The organism is Ruegeria sp. BB6, from assembly GCF_056539385.1.
Genome location: NZ_JBQFUW010000007.1, coordinates 105,810 through 121,072 on the forward strand (window position 1 = coordinate 105,810; position 15,263 = coordinate 121,072).

The 15,263-nt window shown below is 55.7% G+C and carries 17 protein-coding genes and 1 other RNA gene; 4 read left to right on the forward strand and 14 right to left on the reverse strand.

The window, feature by feature from the left end; genetic code table 11:
- The 14 genes from lpxA to ACR0B7_RS16180 form a co-directional block, all read right to left on the reverse strand.
- A complete protein-coding gene (gene lpxA, locus ACR0B7_RS16115) occupies window positions 1-786 on the reverse strand; it encodes an acyl-ACP--UDP-N-acetylglucosamine O-acyltransferase (protein ID WP_170485468.1) in 786 nt (261 codons plus the stop codon).
- Window positions 783-1,256, reverse strand: a complete 474-nt coding sequence (gene fabZ / locus ACR0B7_RS16120) for a 3-hydroxyacyl-ACP dehydratase FabZ (protein WP_170388431.1) — start codon at window positions 1,254-1,256, stop codon at window positions 783-785. The genes lpxA and fabZ overlap by 4 nt, the downstream gene beginning before the upstream one ends.
- A gap of 72 nt (window positions 1,257-1,328) precedes the next feature.
- Window positions 1,329-1,898 (reverse strand): OmpH/Skp family outer membrane protein, encoded by a 570-nt coding sequence (locus ACR0B7_RS16125; RefSeq protein ID WP_480681986.1) that lies wholly within the window; start codon window positions 1,896-1,898, stop codon window positions 1,329-1,331.
- Between the two features lie 22 nt (window positions 1,899-1,920).
- Complete coding sequence (gene bamA / locus ACR0B7_RS16130) at window positions 1,921-4,281, reverse strand: outer membrane protein assembly factor BamA (protein WP_170485470.1); 2,361 nt, start codon at window positions 4,279-4,281, stop codon at window positions 1,921-1,923.
- Between the two features lie 127 nt (window positions 4,282-4,408).
- Entirely contained in the window at window positions 4,409-4,537 is a 129-nt protein-coding gene (locus tag ACR0B7_RS16135) for a hypothetical protein (RefSeq protein ID WP_480681988.1), read from the reverse strand.
- Between the two features lie 89 nt (window positions 4,538-4,626).
- Window positions 4,627-5,979: an RIP metalloprotease RseP gene (gene rseP, locus ACR0B7_RS16140; protein WP_170485471.1), complete on the reverse strand. Its 1,353-nt coding sequence runs from the start codon at window positions 5,977-5,979 to the stop codon at window positions 4,627-4,629.
- 4 nt (window positions 5,980-5,983) lie between these two features.
- Complete coding sequence (gene dxr / locus ACR0B7_RS16145) at window positions 5,984-7,156, reverse strand: 1-deoxy-D-xylulose-5-phosphate reductoisomerase (RefSeq protein ID WP_170576883.1); 1,173 nt, start codon at window positions 7,154-7,156, stop codon at window positions 5,984-5,986.
- Window positions 7,156-7,938 carry a phosphatidate cytidylyltransferase gene (locus tag ACR0B7_RS16150; RefSeq protein ID WP_170485473.1) on the reverse strand — a complete coding sequence of 261 codons (783 nt, stop codon included), beginning with the start codon at window positions 7,936-7,938 and terminating at the stop codon, window positions 7,156-7,158. Before ACR0B7_RS16150 ends, dxr begins: the two co-directional genes overlap by 1 nt.
- Window positions 7,935-8,666: an isoprenyl transferase gene (locus ACR0B7_RS16155; protein WP_170388443.1), complete on the reverse strand. Its 732-nt coding sequence runs from the start codon at window positions 8,664-8,666 to the stop codon at window positions 7,935-7,937. The genes ACR0B7_RS16150 and ACR0B7_RS16155 overlap by 4 nt, the downstream gene beginning before the upstream one ends.
- A 7-nt stretch (window positions 8,667-8,673) precedes the next feature.
- Window positions 8,674-9,237 carry a ribosome recycling factor gene (gene frr, locus ACR0B7_RS16160; RefSeq protein WP_170388444.1) on the reverse strand — a complete coding sequence of 188 codons (564 nt, stop codon included), beginning with the start codon at window positions 9,235-9,237 and terminating at the stop codon, window positions 8,674-8,676.
- Between the two features lie 185 nt (window positions 9,238-9,422).
- Complete coding sequence (gene acuI / locus ACR0B7_RS16165) at window positions 9,423-10,418, reverse strand: acryloyl-CoA reductase (protein WP_170485474.1); 996 nt, start codon at window positions 10,416-10,418, stop codon at window positions 9,423-9,425.
- Between the two features lie 48 nt (window positions 10,419-10,466).
- Entirely contained in the window at window positions 10,467-11,570 is a 1,104-nt protein-coding gene (locus tag ACR0B7_RS16170) for a dimethylsulfoniopropionate demethylase (RefSeq protein WP_170485475.1), read from the reverse strand.
- A gap of 12 nt (window positions 11,571-11,582) precedes the next feature.
- Complete coding sequence (locus ACR0B7_RS16175) at window positions 11,583-12,287, reverse strand: DUF1326 domain-containing protein (RefSeq protein WP_170485476.1); 705 nt, start codon at window positions 12,285-12,287, stop codon at window positions 11,583-11,585.
- Between the two features lie 4 nt (window positions 12,288-12,291).
- A complete protein-coding gene (locus tag ACR0B7_RS16180) occupies window positions 12,292-13,083 on the reverse strand; it encodes a DUF2182 domain-containing protein (RefSeq protein WP_480681992.1) in 792 nt (263 codons plus the stop codon).
- 85 nt (window positions 13,084-13,168) lie between these two features.
- Between ACR0B7_RS16180 and ACR0B7_RS16185 the strand changes: the two genes are divergently transcribed.
- The 4 genes from ACR0B7_RS16185 to ACR0B7_RS16200 all read left to right on the forward strand — a co-directional run bounded on the left by ACR0B7_RS16185 (window position 13,169) and on the right by ACR0B7_RS16200 (window position 15,183).
- A complete protein-coding gene (locus ACR0B7_RS16185; RefSeq protein ID WP_170485477.1) occupies window positions 13,169-13,900 on the forward strand; it encodes a FadR/GntR family transcriptional regulator in 732 nt (243 codons plus the stop codon).
- Between the two features lie 10 nt (window positions 13,901-13,910).
- Window positions 13,911-14,273: a DUF4345 family protein gene (locus tag ACR0B7_RS16190; protein ID WP_170485478.1), complete on the forward strand. Its 363-nt coding sequence runs from the start codon at window positions 13,911-13,913 to the stop codon at window positions 14,271-14,273.
- Between the two features lie 37 nt (window positions 14,274-14,310).
- Window positions 14,311-14,657, forward strand: a transfer-messenger RNA (tmRNA) gene (gene ssrA, locus ACR0B7_RS16195).
- Between the two features lie 94 nt (window positions 14,658-14,751).
- Window positions 14,752-15,183: an ester cyclase gene (locus ACR0B7_RS16200; RefSeq protein WP_170485479.1), complete on the forward strand. Its 432-nt coding sequence runs from the start codon at window positions 14,752-14,754 to the stop codon at window positions 15,181-15,183.
- Window positions 15,184-15,263 lie beyond the last annotated feature (80 nt).

Here is a 15,263-nt window from a genome sequence, read left to right on the forward strand (position 1 = left end):
TTACTTCCCCGGAGTCAGGAACGAGCGATCGGAATGGCCAGTGACGAATTCGACGATTTGCCTTACGTACTCGCTCTCGTGATCGTCACCCAAACGGTGGGCGCGCTCCATAAAGGTGCCCTCGCCTGCCGAAAGCTCACGGAACGCTGCACGCAGCGCCGAGATATCAGCTCTGGAAACACCACGCCGCTTGAGCCCAACAAGGTTCAAACCGTCAAGCTCACCGCGGGGCGCTTGAACGAGGCCATAGGGGATCACGTCGTTTGCCACCATTGTCAACGCGCCGATGATTGCACCGCGACCGACACGCACCCATTGATGCAGGCCAGATATGCCACCGACGATCACGTCGTCCTCAATGATGCAATGTCCGGCCGCACCTGCGTGGTTGACCATGATAACTCGGTCGCCGATCTGGACATCATGTGCGACATGTACACCTGCCATCAGCAGGCAATCGTCGCCAATTCGGGTCACGCCGCCGCCGCCCTCGGTCCCGGTATTCACGGTGACATGTTCGCGAATACGGTTGCGTTTGCCGATCTCCAGACGCGTATCTTCCCCCCCGAATTTCAAATCCTGCGGGATTTCACCAATGACCGAAAAATTGAAAACGACGGTATCCTCATCAATCGAGGTATCGCCCGTGACAACGACATGAGACTTAAGTTCGACACGGTCGCTCAATTTCACCTTGGACCCGACATAGCAGAACGGGCCGATGATACAGCCTTCGCCGATCTGCGCGCCGTCTTCGATTATTGCGCTTGGGTGGACGCCGCTCATGTCGTTTTTTCCATGTCCCAGTCAACGTAGGCCGAAAATTCGGCTTCGGCGGCGACTTCACCTTCGACCGTTGCGCGACCGCTGAACTTGAAGATCTTGCCACCCTTTTTGCCGCGAACGGTTTCAACATGCATCTCAAGCACGTCGCCGGGCACGACTTTTCGGCGGAATTTGCACTTGTCGATGTTCATGAAGTAGATCAGCAGCTCGCTGTCGATCACGTCCATGCCCACTCCCAGCATTACCCCTGCGGTCTGCGCCATCGCCTCGACAATGGTGACGCCCGGCATGATCGGCGTTCCGGGGAAATGGCCTTGAAAGTGCGGCTCGTTCATCGTGACGTTCTTGATGCCGACGGCGGATTGATAGCCCGAGATGTCAACGACCTTGTCCACCAATAGAAACGGATAGCGATGTGGCAATATCCGCTGGATCAGCTGAATGTCTGCACTCTGGGTTTCCGTGGTCATGATGAAGGTGTCCCGTTCTGGATTTCTCTTTGCCGAGTGGTTAGCAACACCGCGACCCAAGGGCAAGCAAACCTATTCGTCGGAACCGTTTTCGATGGTACTTCCATCGCCGATTACGGCGTCTATTCGCGCAATCGCAGCCTCGGTAACATCGGTACGATCAGAACTTAGAAAAACGCTGGAACGTTCAATAATGACCGTAGCCCCGGATTCGCGAAGCAAGTCGATCAAAACGGGCTGTATCAACTCATAGAATGTCTGCTGAGCATCCTCACTTTTTCGCGCCAGCGCGTCCAACTTGGCGCGCTGTCCGTCCCGATGTGACTGAACTTTCATGTCGAACGCTTCGGCCAGTGGTCGAAACTCGTCAGGCTGAAGGTCGGCGCGTTGATCAGTCAGGTCTTTTTCTTCCCTGCTAAGCTCGGCGACGATCCGTTCGTTTTCCTCGGCCAGCAGGGTGCCTTCGGCTTCGATCTCGCGCAGGACACGCTGGCCAAATTGAGAATCTGCGAACAGACGCTCGCTTGAGATCGTTAGAACTGCCGTTTGTGGAACACCCAACTGCTGGGCGTGAACCGGAGCGGCAAAAGCGACTGTCAGAAAAACACACAGGGCCCGGAGAGGGCCCTGCAGTTTTGGCATGAAAAAGCTCATCATCTCTTTGTCAGAACTGCGCCTGAATGGTCAGGTCGAAATTCTGCTCCTGGTCGAAATCTTCTTTCTTCAGGGCTTTCGAGAAGTTGAAGCGCAAGGGACCGAACGGTGTTTCCCAAAGTACGGATACCCCGACAACATGACGAATAGAGCCGTCCGCGCCAACGATGTCCGCTCCGGCAGTGTTTACATTGTCAATGTTATAGAGGTTGCCAACGTCATAGAACACACCGCCGCGCAAACCCAGTTCTTCGGGCAGACCCAGCGGGAAGTCCGACTCGAACCGAGCGACCCAGTAGTAGTTGCCGCCGATCGCGTCATCCTGACCATTGGAAAGGTCGCGTGGGCCTAGACCTGCAGGTTCAAATCCCCGGAACGTATTGGGGCCAAGAACGAAACGGTCGAGTGTCCGGCTGAAATCGTCCCCTCTCCAATGCAGGGCACCCATTTCCAGCGTGGCGCGCAGAACGACTTCTTCGCTGAGCACCCGAGTCTGAGCGATCGCCCTGGCGGTCGACTTATAGAACTCGTTGTCGCCGCCCAGCCCTGCGGCATCAAGGCCAACTTCAAACAGAACACCAGCATTTGGGTTCAGACCACCCAGTCGGCTGTCATACACATAAGATACGCCCAACGAGCTGGTTGTCCGTTTACCCTGGTCAATTTCCGAGGAAATAACCGCACCGTTGACTTCATTGTCCTGCTGCGTCATCTCGCTGCGGTCCCAGCCGTAGCGTAGTCTCAGGGCCGACAATTCACCGATCGAGTAGCTAAGTTGCGGGTTGAAGAACACTCGCTCGGTATCATAGCTGGCAAAGCTTGAGTTCGTGGACGCAAGTCCAAGACCCAGATCAAAACGCAGCCTGCGCCCCAGCAGATAAGGTTCAGAGAAGCTCAGAGTATATTGCTCTGCATCCTGGGCGGTCGAGAGCGTGATGCCAAGGTTCTGCCCGCGGCCAAGGAAGTTCGACTCGTTCAGACCAATTGCAATCCCGAAACCATCTGAAACCGAGTAGCTACCGCCAAGGCTCAACGATCCGGTGGGCTGTTCTTCCACGTCCACGTCCACGATCACCTGACTCGGCGATGAACCTTCGCGTGGCTCGACATCCGCAACCGCAAAGAACCCAAGCGCGCGAATACGCTCGGCCGCTTGTCGGATTTCACGAGGGTTGAACGGGTCGCCTTCAACGGTATCGAATTGGCGGCGGATCACTCGGTCAAGCGTCGTTGTGTTGCCTTCAATGTCGATCCGTTCAACGAAAATCCGCGGTCCCTTGGTCAGGACGAACTGCACATCCAGTGTCAGGTCTCGTGCGTTTCGCGTAACCCGAGGTTCGACCCGCAAGAAGTCCACGCCCTGCTTGATGCCAAGACGTTCCTGACGCGCGATAGAGTTTTCGATCAAGGAAGGAGAGTACGTGACCCCGGGCTTGATTTTCAGTGCGTTTTGATAATCGGCGGCGTTGACGCCGGGTATCTCGCTGACTGTCGAGATTTTTCCGAACGAGAATTTCTGACCTTCTGTGATATTCATCACAAGGAAGAACGCATCACGCTCGCGGGTGAATTCGACGTTTGCACTGTTGACGCGGAAATCGACATAGCCACGGGACAGGTAGAAATCCCGGATGACCTGTTTGTCGAACTCGATCCGATCAGCGATGAAAGTGTCACTGCGCAGGAACGTCCGTAGGAAGTTGGCCTGCTTTGTCTCAAGCACCCGACGCAGACGGCGGTCCGAGAAGGCGCGGTTTCCGACAAAGCTGACACGCTCGACCTCGATCGTGGTGCCCTCGGCAATTTCAAACACCAGATCTACGCGGTTGTCGCTGCGGCGAATGATGCGAGGGATAACGGTGGCGGATACCCTGCCCTGCGCCGAATAAATCTCGGCGATCAGATCGGCATCTGCCTCTGCAACCTGTGGGGTGAAAACGCGGCGCGGCTGAGATGAGATCGCTTCGATCAGAACATCATCTTTTACGCGGCGGTTTCCCTCGATGCTGATCTGGTTGATCGTCGGATATTCCTGAACTTCGATCTGCAGAGTCGTTCCGCGTGGCGTAAGTTCGACTGTCTCAAAAACACCACTGTCAAGCAAACGCTGAAAGGCATCGTTCAATTCACCGGCAGTTACTGTCTGGCCCGGCTGGATGCCAGTGCGGGCGATAATCGTAGACGTTTCGATCCTACGGTTTCCGTCAACATCGAAGGAATTTATGGTGTAGCTTTGCGCCTGCGCGACCTGCGGGACAGACACTAAACTCACTAAAAAAATAAGGGAAAAAATGGATAGCGTTCGCCACAAAATATTGTTTGTTAGCTTCTGCCCTCCGCAGGATGTGCCTGCGCCTCGCCTATCAGTCATATTTTTCTCTACCCAAAATTTCAGGACTTTAAGTTTGAGTAGCGGGATTAGGAAACCTTGTCAAAAGCCCAAAAAGCAAAGCGACCCAGAAGGTCGCTCACTGTAGTATTTTTATGGAAAGCAAGAATCACATATTGATCAGATATGCGCAGCCTAGCATTGCCAAAGCGGTCGCCATGAAGAACAGGATCGTGTCCCAGTTCAACAGGAAAAGAAAGCTGAAGCTCTTGTACGACTTTTGCAGCGCCCGTGTCATAGCACCCTCTGATGCAATTAAATTACATCACAGATCATATGCTAAAAATACGGCGCAATTGCGGCCTTTCCGCGCCACCTTCACCACAATCAGCAGAACAGGTCGTTGGTCACCGAAAACAGCATCAACCCAAGGATTGCGGTAACGCCGACCCCCATCAGAACCCGAAGCACGGCGTCACTTGGTGGTTTGCCTGCGACGGCTTCGTAGGCGTAGAAAACCAAGTGCCCCCCATCAAGTGCGGGAATGGGAAAGAGGTTGAGCAAACCCACGGCCGTGGACAGAACAGCTATGAAGAATATGAAGTTCTGCGCCCCTTGGCTTGCCATTGCGCCTGATGTTTCGGCAATTCCGATTGGGCCCGACATGTTGCAGGTGCTGATTGCTCCTGTAACCATATGCCAGATTCCTGACAATGACCCCTCGATCACGCGCAACGTCTGCCTTACTCCGCCGGAAAGGGAATCCAAGACGCCCGCTGGTTCGGTCGCAGGGTCAAGCATCATGCCCCCAACGATTCCTATACGCCAGTGTGTGACGTAGCCGCCGTCGGGTTGAGGTTCGTCCGTTCGGCGCGGCGCCAGGGCAAATTCAAGCTCGGCCCCATCACGCCAGACATCCAGCATCAGTACTTTGCCGTCAGAGCTTTCCACGTGTTCCTTCAGTTGCTCGAACGCGAAGATCGGGTCGCCGTCAACGGCGGTTATGACATCACCCTTCTTCAAATCAATGTCCATCGCAGCGCTACGAGGGGCAACCTGCTGGATCAGTGGCGGCATCAACCAAGGAGCGGACACATCAAGGGTCTGGCCGTCCCTGAGAACCGTGTAATTCAAAGTCGGCTCAACGGGTAAGGAGTCGGTAAATTCTCCCCAAGACCCTTCCTGATCGAAATCGGGCAGTTTGACGCCCGCGATCGCGATGATTTCGTCCCCTTCGCGAAGCTCTTGAATTGTGCCCGGCAATGGCGAGAGAGTACCGACGGTCAGCGGCTCCTTGGTAACGCCCTGAGACAGGAAAATAAGGCCAAACACCACGATAGACATGGCGAAGTTGAAAACCGGTCCGGCGGCGACTGTTGCAGTGCGCGCCCAAAGCGGGGCGCCGTGCATGGTTCTTCTCAGATCTTCTGGGCTTTGCTCGGAGATTTCCGACATGGCGCCCTCGTCCTTGCCGGACGCCGCGTTCGCGTCACCCATAAATCTAACGTAACCGCCAAAGGGTAAGGCCGCGATTTGCCAACGCGTCCCGCGCTTGTCCACGCGGCTCCACAGAACGGGGCCGAAGCCGATCGAGAAAACTTCGGCATGAATCCCTGACCAACGCCCGACAATGTAGTGCCCGTATTCATGCACCGCTACGATCACCGAAAGCGCAATCACAAAAGCGATGATGGTATACAACAAGTTACCGAACTGGGGGATCAGCGAAAGTAAGTCCAAAATTCTATCCTGCGCGTTGGGCTACGGTTTCATCTACCCACTTACGTGCCAAATGGTCCGTATGCAGTACGTTATCAAGTGTTAAAGGGGCATCAATAAGGCCACTTTCGGCTTCGGATTTGTTCAATACAGCTTCAACGATATCCGCCATAGCCAAGAATCCGATCTTTCTGTCAATGAAGTGGTCCAGTGCGCGCTCTTTGGCGGCGTTGAATACCGCACCTGAGAGCCCTCCTCGTTCCATCACGCCGCGCGCCAGGTCCAAAGCTGGATACCGCGCGGTGTCCGGCTCGTGAAACCTTAGCTGACCCAGCTTGGCCAGGTTCAATCGGTCGACCGGCAGATTTCGGCGATTCGGCCAGTGCAATGCGTAGCCAATCGCATGGCGCATGTCCGGTGCGCCCATGTGAGCCATGACAGCCCCGTCATTGAACCCCACAAGTGCATGAACAATGGATTCCGGGTGAACCAGAACTTCGATCTGATCCGGTGACACGCCGAAGAACTCTTTTGTTTCAATAAGCTCAAGCGCTTTGTTGAACATAGAGGCGCTGTCGATTGTGATCCGTTGGCCCATGTTCCAGTTAGGATGGCTAGACGCTTGCTCGACTGTCGCGCTTGCAAGATCGCTGAGTGACCAATCGCGAAATGCGCCGCCGCTGGCCGTGATGATGACCCGTTCAACGGCACTCATGTCCTCGCCAACCAAAGCCTGAAAAACGGCTGAATGTTCACTGTCAACCGGTAGCAACCGCGCTCCGTTCTTGCGGGCGGTTTCCAGTACCAGCTCACCTGCGCAGACCAGTGTTTCTTTGTTGGCCAGCGCTAGCGTTGCACCCTGTTTCAAGGTTTCTAACCCCGGAGGGAGGCCAGCAGCACCAACAATGGCGGACATGACCCAGTCAGTTGGGCGCGTCGCAGCCTCTTTGATCGCCTGCGATCCCGCAGCGACTTCGATTCCGGTTCCTGCCAAGGCATCCCGAAGATCATTCAGGCGATCTTCATGGGCAGTGACGGCCAATTCAGCACGCAGACGTCGGGCATCCTTGGCCAGTTGTTCAATGTTGGAGCCACCAGTCAGCGCCACGACATCGTATTTGCCAGGATCGCGGTCAATCAGATCAATTGTGTTCTGTCCGATTGAACCCGTCGCACCAAAAATGGAAATTTTGCGCATTACATTGCACCCGGAGCGTATATCAGTCCGGCAATCAGCACGAACAGAGCGGCCCCCATCATCCCGTCAAACCGATCAAGGAATCCTCCGTGCCCGGGGATCAGGTTCGAGCTGTCCTTGACGCCGAACTTCCGCTTGGTCGCGCTTTCGACAATATCACCGGCCTGGCTTGCCATGGACGCAAGTACGGACACTGCGACAAACAAAGCTCCAAAACCGGCGTGCAGCGCGAAAATAATACCGACCAAAGCGGCAGCGGCCCAACCGCCAGCGGTTCCAGACCAAGTTTTCTTTGGGCTAACTTTCGGCCAGAACTTAGGACCACCAAAGGTTTTTCCGACGAAGTAACCAGCCACATCCGTCGCTACGACGACCGAGATCAGCCACACCATCCAGCCAAACCCCATGTTTTCGCGTATGGAAATAAAGCCAAGACCCGCTGCCGCAATCCAGGCGGCAAACAAGGCGTATGTTCCCTTGGCGCGGCTCACCTGCCCTGCGCCGACTAAAGCAGGCGCCAACAGCAGCGGCAACTTGTAGAGAGGTGGCACGTGATAGCTGAGGACAACGGCAACGCCAGTCAGTATTGCCAATTGCACCGCGACTGCGATCCGATCCGGGTCGATCATCCGGACCAGTTCCCACGTCATCAGGCCGCACGCTATGGCGATAAAACTTTCAAACCAGAGACCGCCCAGCCAAACCTCGACCGAGCCAATAGCAACGAGAACCGCTGCTGACAGAACGCGCGCTGTCAGGTCAGACCATCGGCCTTCACTCATGCCGAAATTGCTCCGAACCGACGCTCTCGTGTTCCAAAGTTCCGGCAAAGCCGCTCAAGTTCGGCAGCCGTGAAATCGGGCCAGAGCGTATCGATGAACTCGTATTCGGAATATGCGGACTGCCACAACAGAAAGTTGGAAATCCTCGCTTCGCCGCTTGTTCGGATGACGAGGTCAGGGTCAGGAAGAACGTGCGTGTCCAGATACTTGGGCAGGGTTTCTTCATCCACATCTTCGGGTTTCAAACGACCCTCTGCGACGTCTCGTGCCAGCCGTTTTGTGGCGCGCGCGACCTCGTCCCGGCCGCCATAGTTGATGGCGATGGTCAAGTGCACCAGATCGTTGTCCTTGGTGGCATCTTCCAGCGTATCCATCAGATCGATCAACTTGGCGTCCAGACGAACACGATCACCGATAAAGCGAACGCGCACACCGTTGCTGGTGAGATTCCGCGTTTCCTTGATGATATAGCGCCTAAACAGGCTCATCAGCCCGGCGACTTCGGCCTGTGTGCGTTTCCAGTTTTCGGTCGAGAACGCAAAGACGGTCAGATATTTGATGCCGAGGCTCGGGCACGCCTCTACCACGTCGCGTACGCGGCGCGCGCCTGCCTGGTGTCCGAACAGGCGTGGCCTGCCCCGCGCTTGCGCCCAGCGGCCGTTACCATCCATGATTATGGCGACGTGGCGAGGGCCATCAACTGGCGCGGTATGAGCGGTGTCGGGCATTATAGCGTCAAACCTGCATGATTTCTGACTGTTTCGTCTCAAGCGCGGCGTCGACGGTCTTGATCATCTCGTCGGTCAGGTCCTGAACTTCACTTTCCCAGAATTTCTGGTCGTCCTCGGACATGCCGTCAGCTTTGGCTTTCTTAATCTGATCCATACCGTCCCGTCGCACATTGCGGATCGAGACCCGCGCGTGTTCGGCATATTGCCCCGCGACCTTGCCAAGCTCGCGACGGCGTTCTTCGTTCAGCTCGGGGATCGGCAGCATGATGATCGTGCCGTTTAGCTGAGGGTTGATCCCCAACCCGCTTTCACGAATGGCTTTTTCGACTTTGCCGACCAGCCCTTTGTCCCACACGTTTACCGTGACCATACGCGGTTCGGGAACATTCACCGTACCAACTTGGTTAATCGGGGTCATCGAGCCGTAGGCGTCCACCATCACCGGCTCGAGCATCGACGCCGACGCGCGCCCGGTGCGCAGCGACGCAAACTCGGTTTTGAGGTTGGACATTGCGCCCTCCATGCGGCGCTTCAGATCGTCTGTGTCCAGTTCGAAATCGTCAGACATGCTGCTCACTCCCCGTCTTCAGGTGCTGTTTGCTAGGCTCATAAGCCATCGCAGTTGGGATGTATAGCAATGATGATGGGGAATTGCGCCAATGACCAGAGTTGTTTCCGGCATTTTGGGGTTCTTTAAAGGGCAAAAGGACCGGTCAACCTTATGGCTGGCCGGTCCCCTGAAAATCTTTGAGGTCAGGCGTTTACGTCAACGACCACACGACCCTTTACCTGTCCTTTAAGGATTTCAGTGCCCAATTGTGGCAGATCACCCAAGGTTGCGGGCTGAATCATCGCTTCGAGCTTGTCCATCGGTAGGTCTGTCGCCACCCTCTGCCACGCGCGCACGCGGTTGTCATATGGCTGCATGACACTGTCGATGCCCAGAAGGTTCACTCCGCGCAGCAGGAACGGAATAATTGACGCGGGCAGACCTGCGCCTCCGGCCAGACCAACCGCGGCGACGGAAGCGCCATATTTCATCTGCCCCAAGACGCGGGCCAGCATCTCGCCGCCAACCGCGTCGATGCATCCGGCCCATGTTTCGCTTTCCAGCGGGCGCTTAACCGTCTCGTTCAAATCTTCACGGGGCACGATGGTGGTCGCGCCCAGTGATTTGAGGTACTCGCCTGCTTCGGGGCGCCCGGTAACGGCTGCGACTTCATAGCCAAGGTTGGCTAGAATCGCTGTCGCGACGGACCCAACACCGCCCGCAGCGCCGGTCACCAATACAGGGCCGCTATTCGGTTTCAGACCGTGATCCTCCAGCGCCATCACGGATAGCATCGCAGTGAATCCCGCCGTTCCAACCGCCATTGCCTGACGCGTGTCCAACCCGTCTGGCAAGGGCACCAGCCAGTCCGCCAATGCGCTGGCCTTTTGCGCGTACCCGCCCCAATGAGCCTCGCCAACGCGCCAGCCTGTTGAAACGACCTTGTCACCGGGCTTGTACCGATCGTCCGTTGAAGCCTCGACCGTGCCGCTATAGTCCACGCCGGGCACATGAGGATAGTTACGGACCAGCCCGCCGCCTTTGGGTGACATGCAAAGACCGTCCTTGTAGTTCACCGTCGAATACTCCACCGCGATTGTAACTTCGCCGTGCGGCAAGTCTTCGACGGAAAGCTGCTTTAGCGAGGCGCTCGCCAGGCCGCTATCCTCGTCCTTTTCCATGACCAAGGCATTGAACATCTAACTTTCCTTTCATTTACAACAGGTCATAGATCGGTCTTGATCCGATCAAATCCAAAATTTTTCCTGCACCACAGCCCTTCGCATGCCTGTAGGCGTTTCGACTTCGACTTCGGTTCCGGCGTCCCAATGACTCAATCTCAACATCCCAATGGAAACGTTGGTTGAGAAATCAGGCGACCATGCTGACGAGGTGACCTGCCCAACGCGTTTGCCGCTGGCAAAAACCGGCCAGGGGCGGTCGCAGGCTGGCACGGGTTCCCCATCAATCGCGATTGGACGTATCTGCTGAACCGGACCTTCCTTTGCCACGCGCAGCAAGGCGTCGCGTCCGATACAGCCGATAGCAGTATGTGTGTTGCAGAACTTACCCAATCCACATTCATGAGGAGTATTGTCGTCGGTCATGTCATTGCCGTACGACAGTAACCCCCCTTCGATCCTTTCGATCAGGTTCGGGCACCCTGCACGGACATCAAGATCCTTGCCTGCCTCAAAAAGCTCATTCCAAAGCGGCATTCCAATATCTGTGCCTTCGACATAGATTTCAAAGCCGCCCTGCTTTGAGTAGCCCGACCGTGCAACGGCCAGATCTCGCCCCTGAAACTCGAACATGTCGAATTTGAAGAAACGAATATCCTTAACACGATCACCGAAGACTCTGGACATCAACTCGTCCGACTTTGGCCCTTGAACGGCAAGCGGAGATACGTCGGGTTCGTCAACCAGTACGTCCAGCCGGTACCCATTGGCTATTCCTTTAACCCACAGCAACAAGTCACTGTCCGCAATGGAAATCCACCAACGATCATCTGAAAGTTTGACGGCCACGGGATCGTTCAACATGCCGCCCGTCTCATCGACAATCGGCACGTAGTAACATTGCCCCGGTAGCATGCCCCGCAGGTCACGCGGTGTCAGCATCTGCATAAGTCGTGTGGCATCCGGCCCGCGCAATTCCACTTGCCGTTCACACGAAACGTCCCACACCTGAACATGAGACTTCAGATGCCGATAGTCGGCCTCGACAGATTCAAAAACGGTGGGCAATAACATACGGTTATAGACCGTAAATGCCTTGGCTCCGGCAGCCTCTACGCCTTCGGAAAATGGGGTGCGGCGCAAACGGCGGGAAAACGATATCTGAGCCATCAGATGTCCTCGCTACTTGGGGCCGTGCCAGTCGATTGGGCAAATTTCGGCAGATTTTCCGCCAAAGTCCCAGACACGGCCATAGTCGCGAACCTTGGATTTTGTTCCGCGCGCAACGATGATGTCCGGCCCCATCCAGTACTTGGAGTTGGAAACCATGACCGGGTGATCAGCATCTTTGCCAGCCATCATTTCAATTTCGCCCTGAATTTTGCGGCCAATCATGATGCGGCGCTTGTTCCCGTCACGCTCGATCTGGACCGGAGCACGCTCGGCACCGATGATTTCGCTGACCAGCATGGTGAAAAGACCCGTTGTGCCCCCGGCCTGTCCGCTGAATATCTGCAGCAAACCGTTGTAGGCTTTGCCGCTTGAGCGTTCGTCCACATACGCAGCGACCTTCCACTGGCCTTCACCCATCCGCCCTGGAATATCGACCAACAGCCCGACATTCAGGCCCGAAAGGTCTTCGCCTTCGTAGTGACCTTCGTCGATGATGACGCCCATCCAAGCATGGCAGTGCCCTTCCGTCGGAGGGTGCGCCCCCAATGAAACGACGCACGGGCAGAACACATCGCACGAGCAGTTTAGGATCAGCTCACCCTTGATTGCCCAGTCTGTCGGGCTCATTTCGCGCCGTTTCGGATTGGGCATACGGCTGTCGATGCGCTGACTGATCGGCAAGCGGTCCGATTCCGGTTTTCTGTTTTTTGCCATAGGCTTATCCTCCGTAAGCAAAGGGATACACGAGCAGCACAAGACCGCCCGCGATAAGAGCAAACCCCAGCGGCCGCGTCACCGCGTGCCCGATCTGAGGGAGTTTTTCGAGAACCATGAACAGGGTCGCCAGACCCATCCACAAAAGGCTCATCACGCCGCCAACAAACCCAAGCGCCATGAAGCCCCAGCAGCAGCCCACGCAAAACGCGCCAAGACCCAGACCCATGCGTAAACCGCCCGAAAACCCAGTTTTCCAGTGTCCAAGGAAATAGGTCATCGGGGCTTGGCAGACACCGTGGCAGACTTCCTTCGCGCGGGTGAACTGAAACGCGCCGACGGCGATCAGGAGCCCTGCGGCAAGTATATTGGACTTGGAAATGCCCAGCATATCGACCACGCCACCATACAGAAGCACAAGCTGCACGCCGGTAATGATTGCCGCGAAGCCGACCCAGACCAGAAAATAGCCGCTCAGAACACCAACCCACCCCGCACGTGTTCCATCGGCGCTGCGGATCAGGTCATCGTAACTGCGCAAGGTTGGAACTAGCGTGGGCAACATCATGGCTGCCATCATAATTGCCCACATCCAAAACAGAGGGCCAAACTCGGCCATGGGCATGTACATGTCCATGCGTGGGTCCATAGCCGCCATCGCCTGACCCATCGGACCCGGACGGCCAATCCAATCAACATCCATGTTTTGACTCATGGTGAACATCATCCACCACGCCCACAGGATCAAAGCATAAAAGCCCAGCCAAAAGCCGTTACGTAGAACTGCGCGACTCACTTGTTCCTCCCGACTCAGTCCTTGCTTTTCAAATGTCAGACTTTTAAATGTCAGACAAATAAAAATTCGCCAATGGTCCCCGATTATGAAAATCGACCCCCAAAAACCTGCAGATCTGTCCGCGCAGATCGCTCAGGCTATCCGTGACGCAATCATCTCAGGGCAGTTGATCGTGGATGAGCGTTTGCCGTCCGAAGCCGAACTTGCGGATCAATTCCAAGTCTCACGCCCGACCGTTCGCGAAGCCTTGAAACGCCTTGCAGCTCAATCGCTTATCCGAACGCAGCGAGGTGCGACTGGCGGGGCATTTGTCAATCGGTTGAGCTTTGAAGACGCTTACACTCAGCAAATCACAACATCGACCCTATTGCTATCCATGAACGCCGTGGCCTTCGATACGGCTTGTGAGGCGCGCTATGCGCTGGAACGCGCCTGTGCGCCTTTGTCGGCGCAGCGCCGAACTGCGGATCAATTGGCAACAATGCGGGCTGAAATATTCAGGCAAGCGCAGCCCGGCCTTACGGATGAGGCGTTCTGCGCGTCGGACGTTGCTTTCCACCGTGCGCTGGTCGACGGCGCGGGAAACCCGGTCCTGTCCTATCAATTGGCTGGTGCAGTCGAGGCGATGCAGCCCTTGATGAACATGATCACCTTTTCGGCCAGATCGCGCGAGGAGATTATCTCACTCCACAATCAGATAGTGGATGCCTTGCAGGACAGAGATTCCGAAGCTGTTGATGAAACGCTTGTTAAGTTGGAAAACTACACTCGAAAACTGGCGCAGGATGTTGCGGACCAGCGCAGAAAAACTGTTTGATGAGGGCATGATGACCACAGGACTTAATGTAATTGCAGCCATCCTGACCATTGGTTTTGGCTTGTTTGGGTTCCTGGCCCCCGCCTTCACCGCCGCCTCGCTGGATCTGGCGCCAACCGACAGTACTATGGGGCTGAGCGAAATGCGCGCCTCGGTCGGAGGGTTGTTTGTCGTGACCGGAGCCGTGGTTCTGCTGCTGAATAATCCGATGGGTTATGTGATGCTGGGCGTTGTCTATGCCGGTGCCGCGCTGGGACGGTTTGTGTCGGTCGCGCTGGACAATCCACCGCTGGTCAAAGCGCTGACCTTTGGTGGAATCGAATTGGTTTTGGCGTTGTGGTTGATACTCGCGAACTTCAATAAAGCCACTTAAATCTTTAAAAATAAATGATAAGATTGCGAGCGTTTCCCCGTTTGCATCCGCGCGTTTGCTCACCTATATAGAGAGTGTCCTTCGGGACTATGGACATAAACGCGCTCGTAATAAGCGGATCGGACCCGGGGGCGGTACCCGGCGGCTCCACCAATATCTCTCGTTTGGGGATCATGGGGCCGAAACAGGATCGACGAACGTCTAAAGGGGTTAGCTTTGTCTCGGCTGTCTGCCACCGTTATCGGCGAAACTAGTACAATTGCAAACGACAATCGTGCTCCGGTTGCAGTTGCTGCGTAAGCAGTAACAAGACCGAAACTTAAGCCCTTGCGCCTAGCCGCGTAAGGCGGGGTTCGCAGGTACCTGGCAACAGAAACCTGCATTTTCCCCGCGTCATACCGAAAATCTCCTGCTGGAATTTTCAGAGTTTGTTCACTCATTGCGTCCATGTTCTGTCCACGAAGACAGGAGAACTGAGATGTCACACGCAGAAGTGCTCAGAGAGTGGTATTCCGAGGTCTGGGAAAACGGCAATACCGATGCAATCGACAAGTATTTTGCCCCTGAAGGCATGGCCGAAGGGCTTATCCCCGAAATGCAGGTTGGTGCGGATGAATTTCGCGATCTGGTCATGGCATTCCGGCATATTCTTGGCGACATCAAAGTCGAAATCCCGAAAATAATTGAAGAAGGTGACTGGGTTTCCGCGATCCTTCACGTGAGAACAACCCGCGCCGACAATGGCGCACCCCTTCAGGCCACAGGCAGCCTGATCGGGCGCATAAAGGATGGCCGCGTTGTCGAGGCGTATAATCAGTTCGACTTCGTTTCCCTGTTCGAGCAACTCGGCCAATTTCCACAAGACACCCTGCCCGTCTGCATGACGGGCCAACGGCTGGATTGGGCCTGAGCTACTCATGAAATCTTGACCCCCTTGTCCCATGCGCTGTAGCAAGGGGCATGGGGTAAGATTGCGAACGCCCCGTGAGG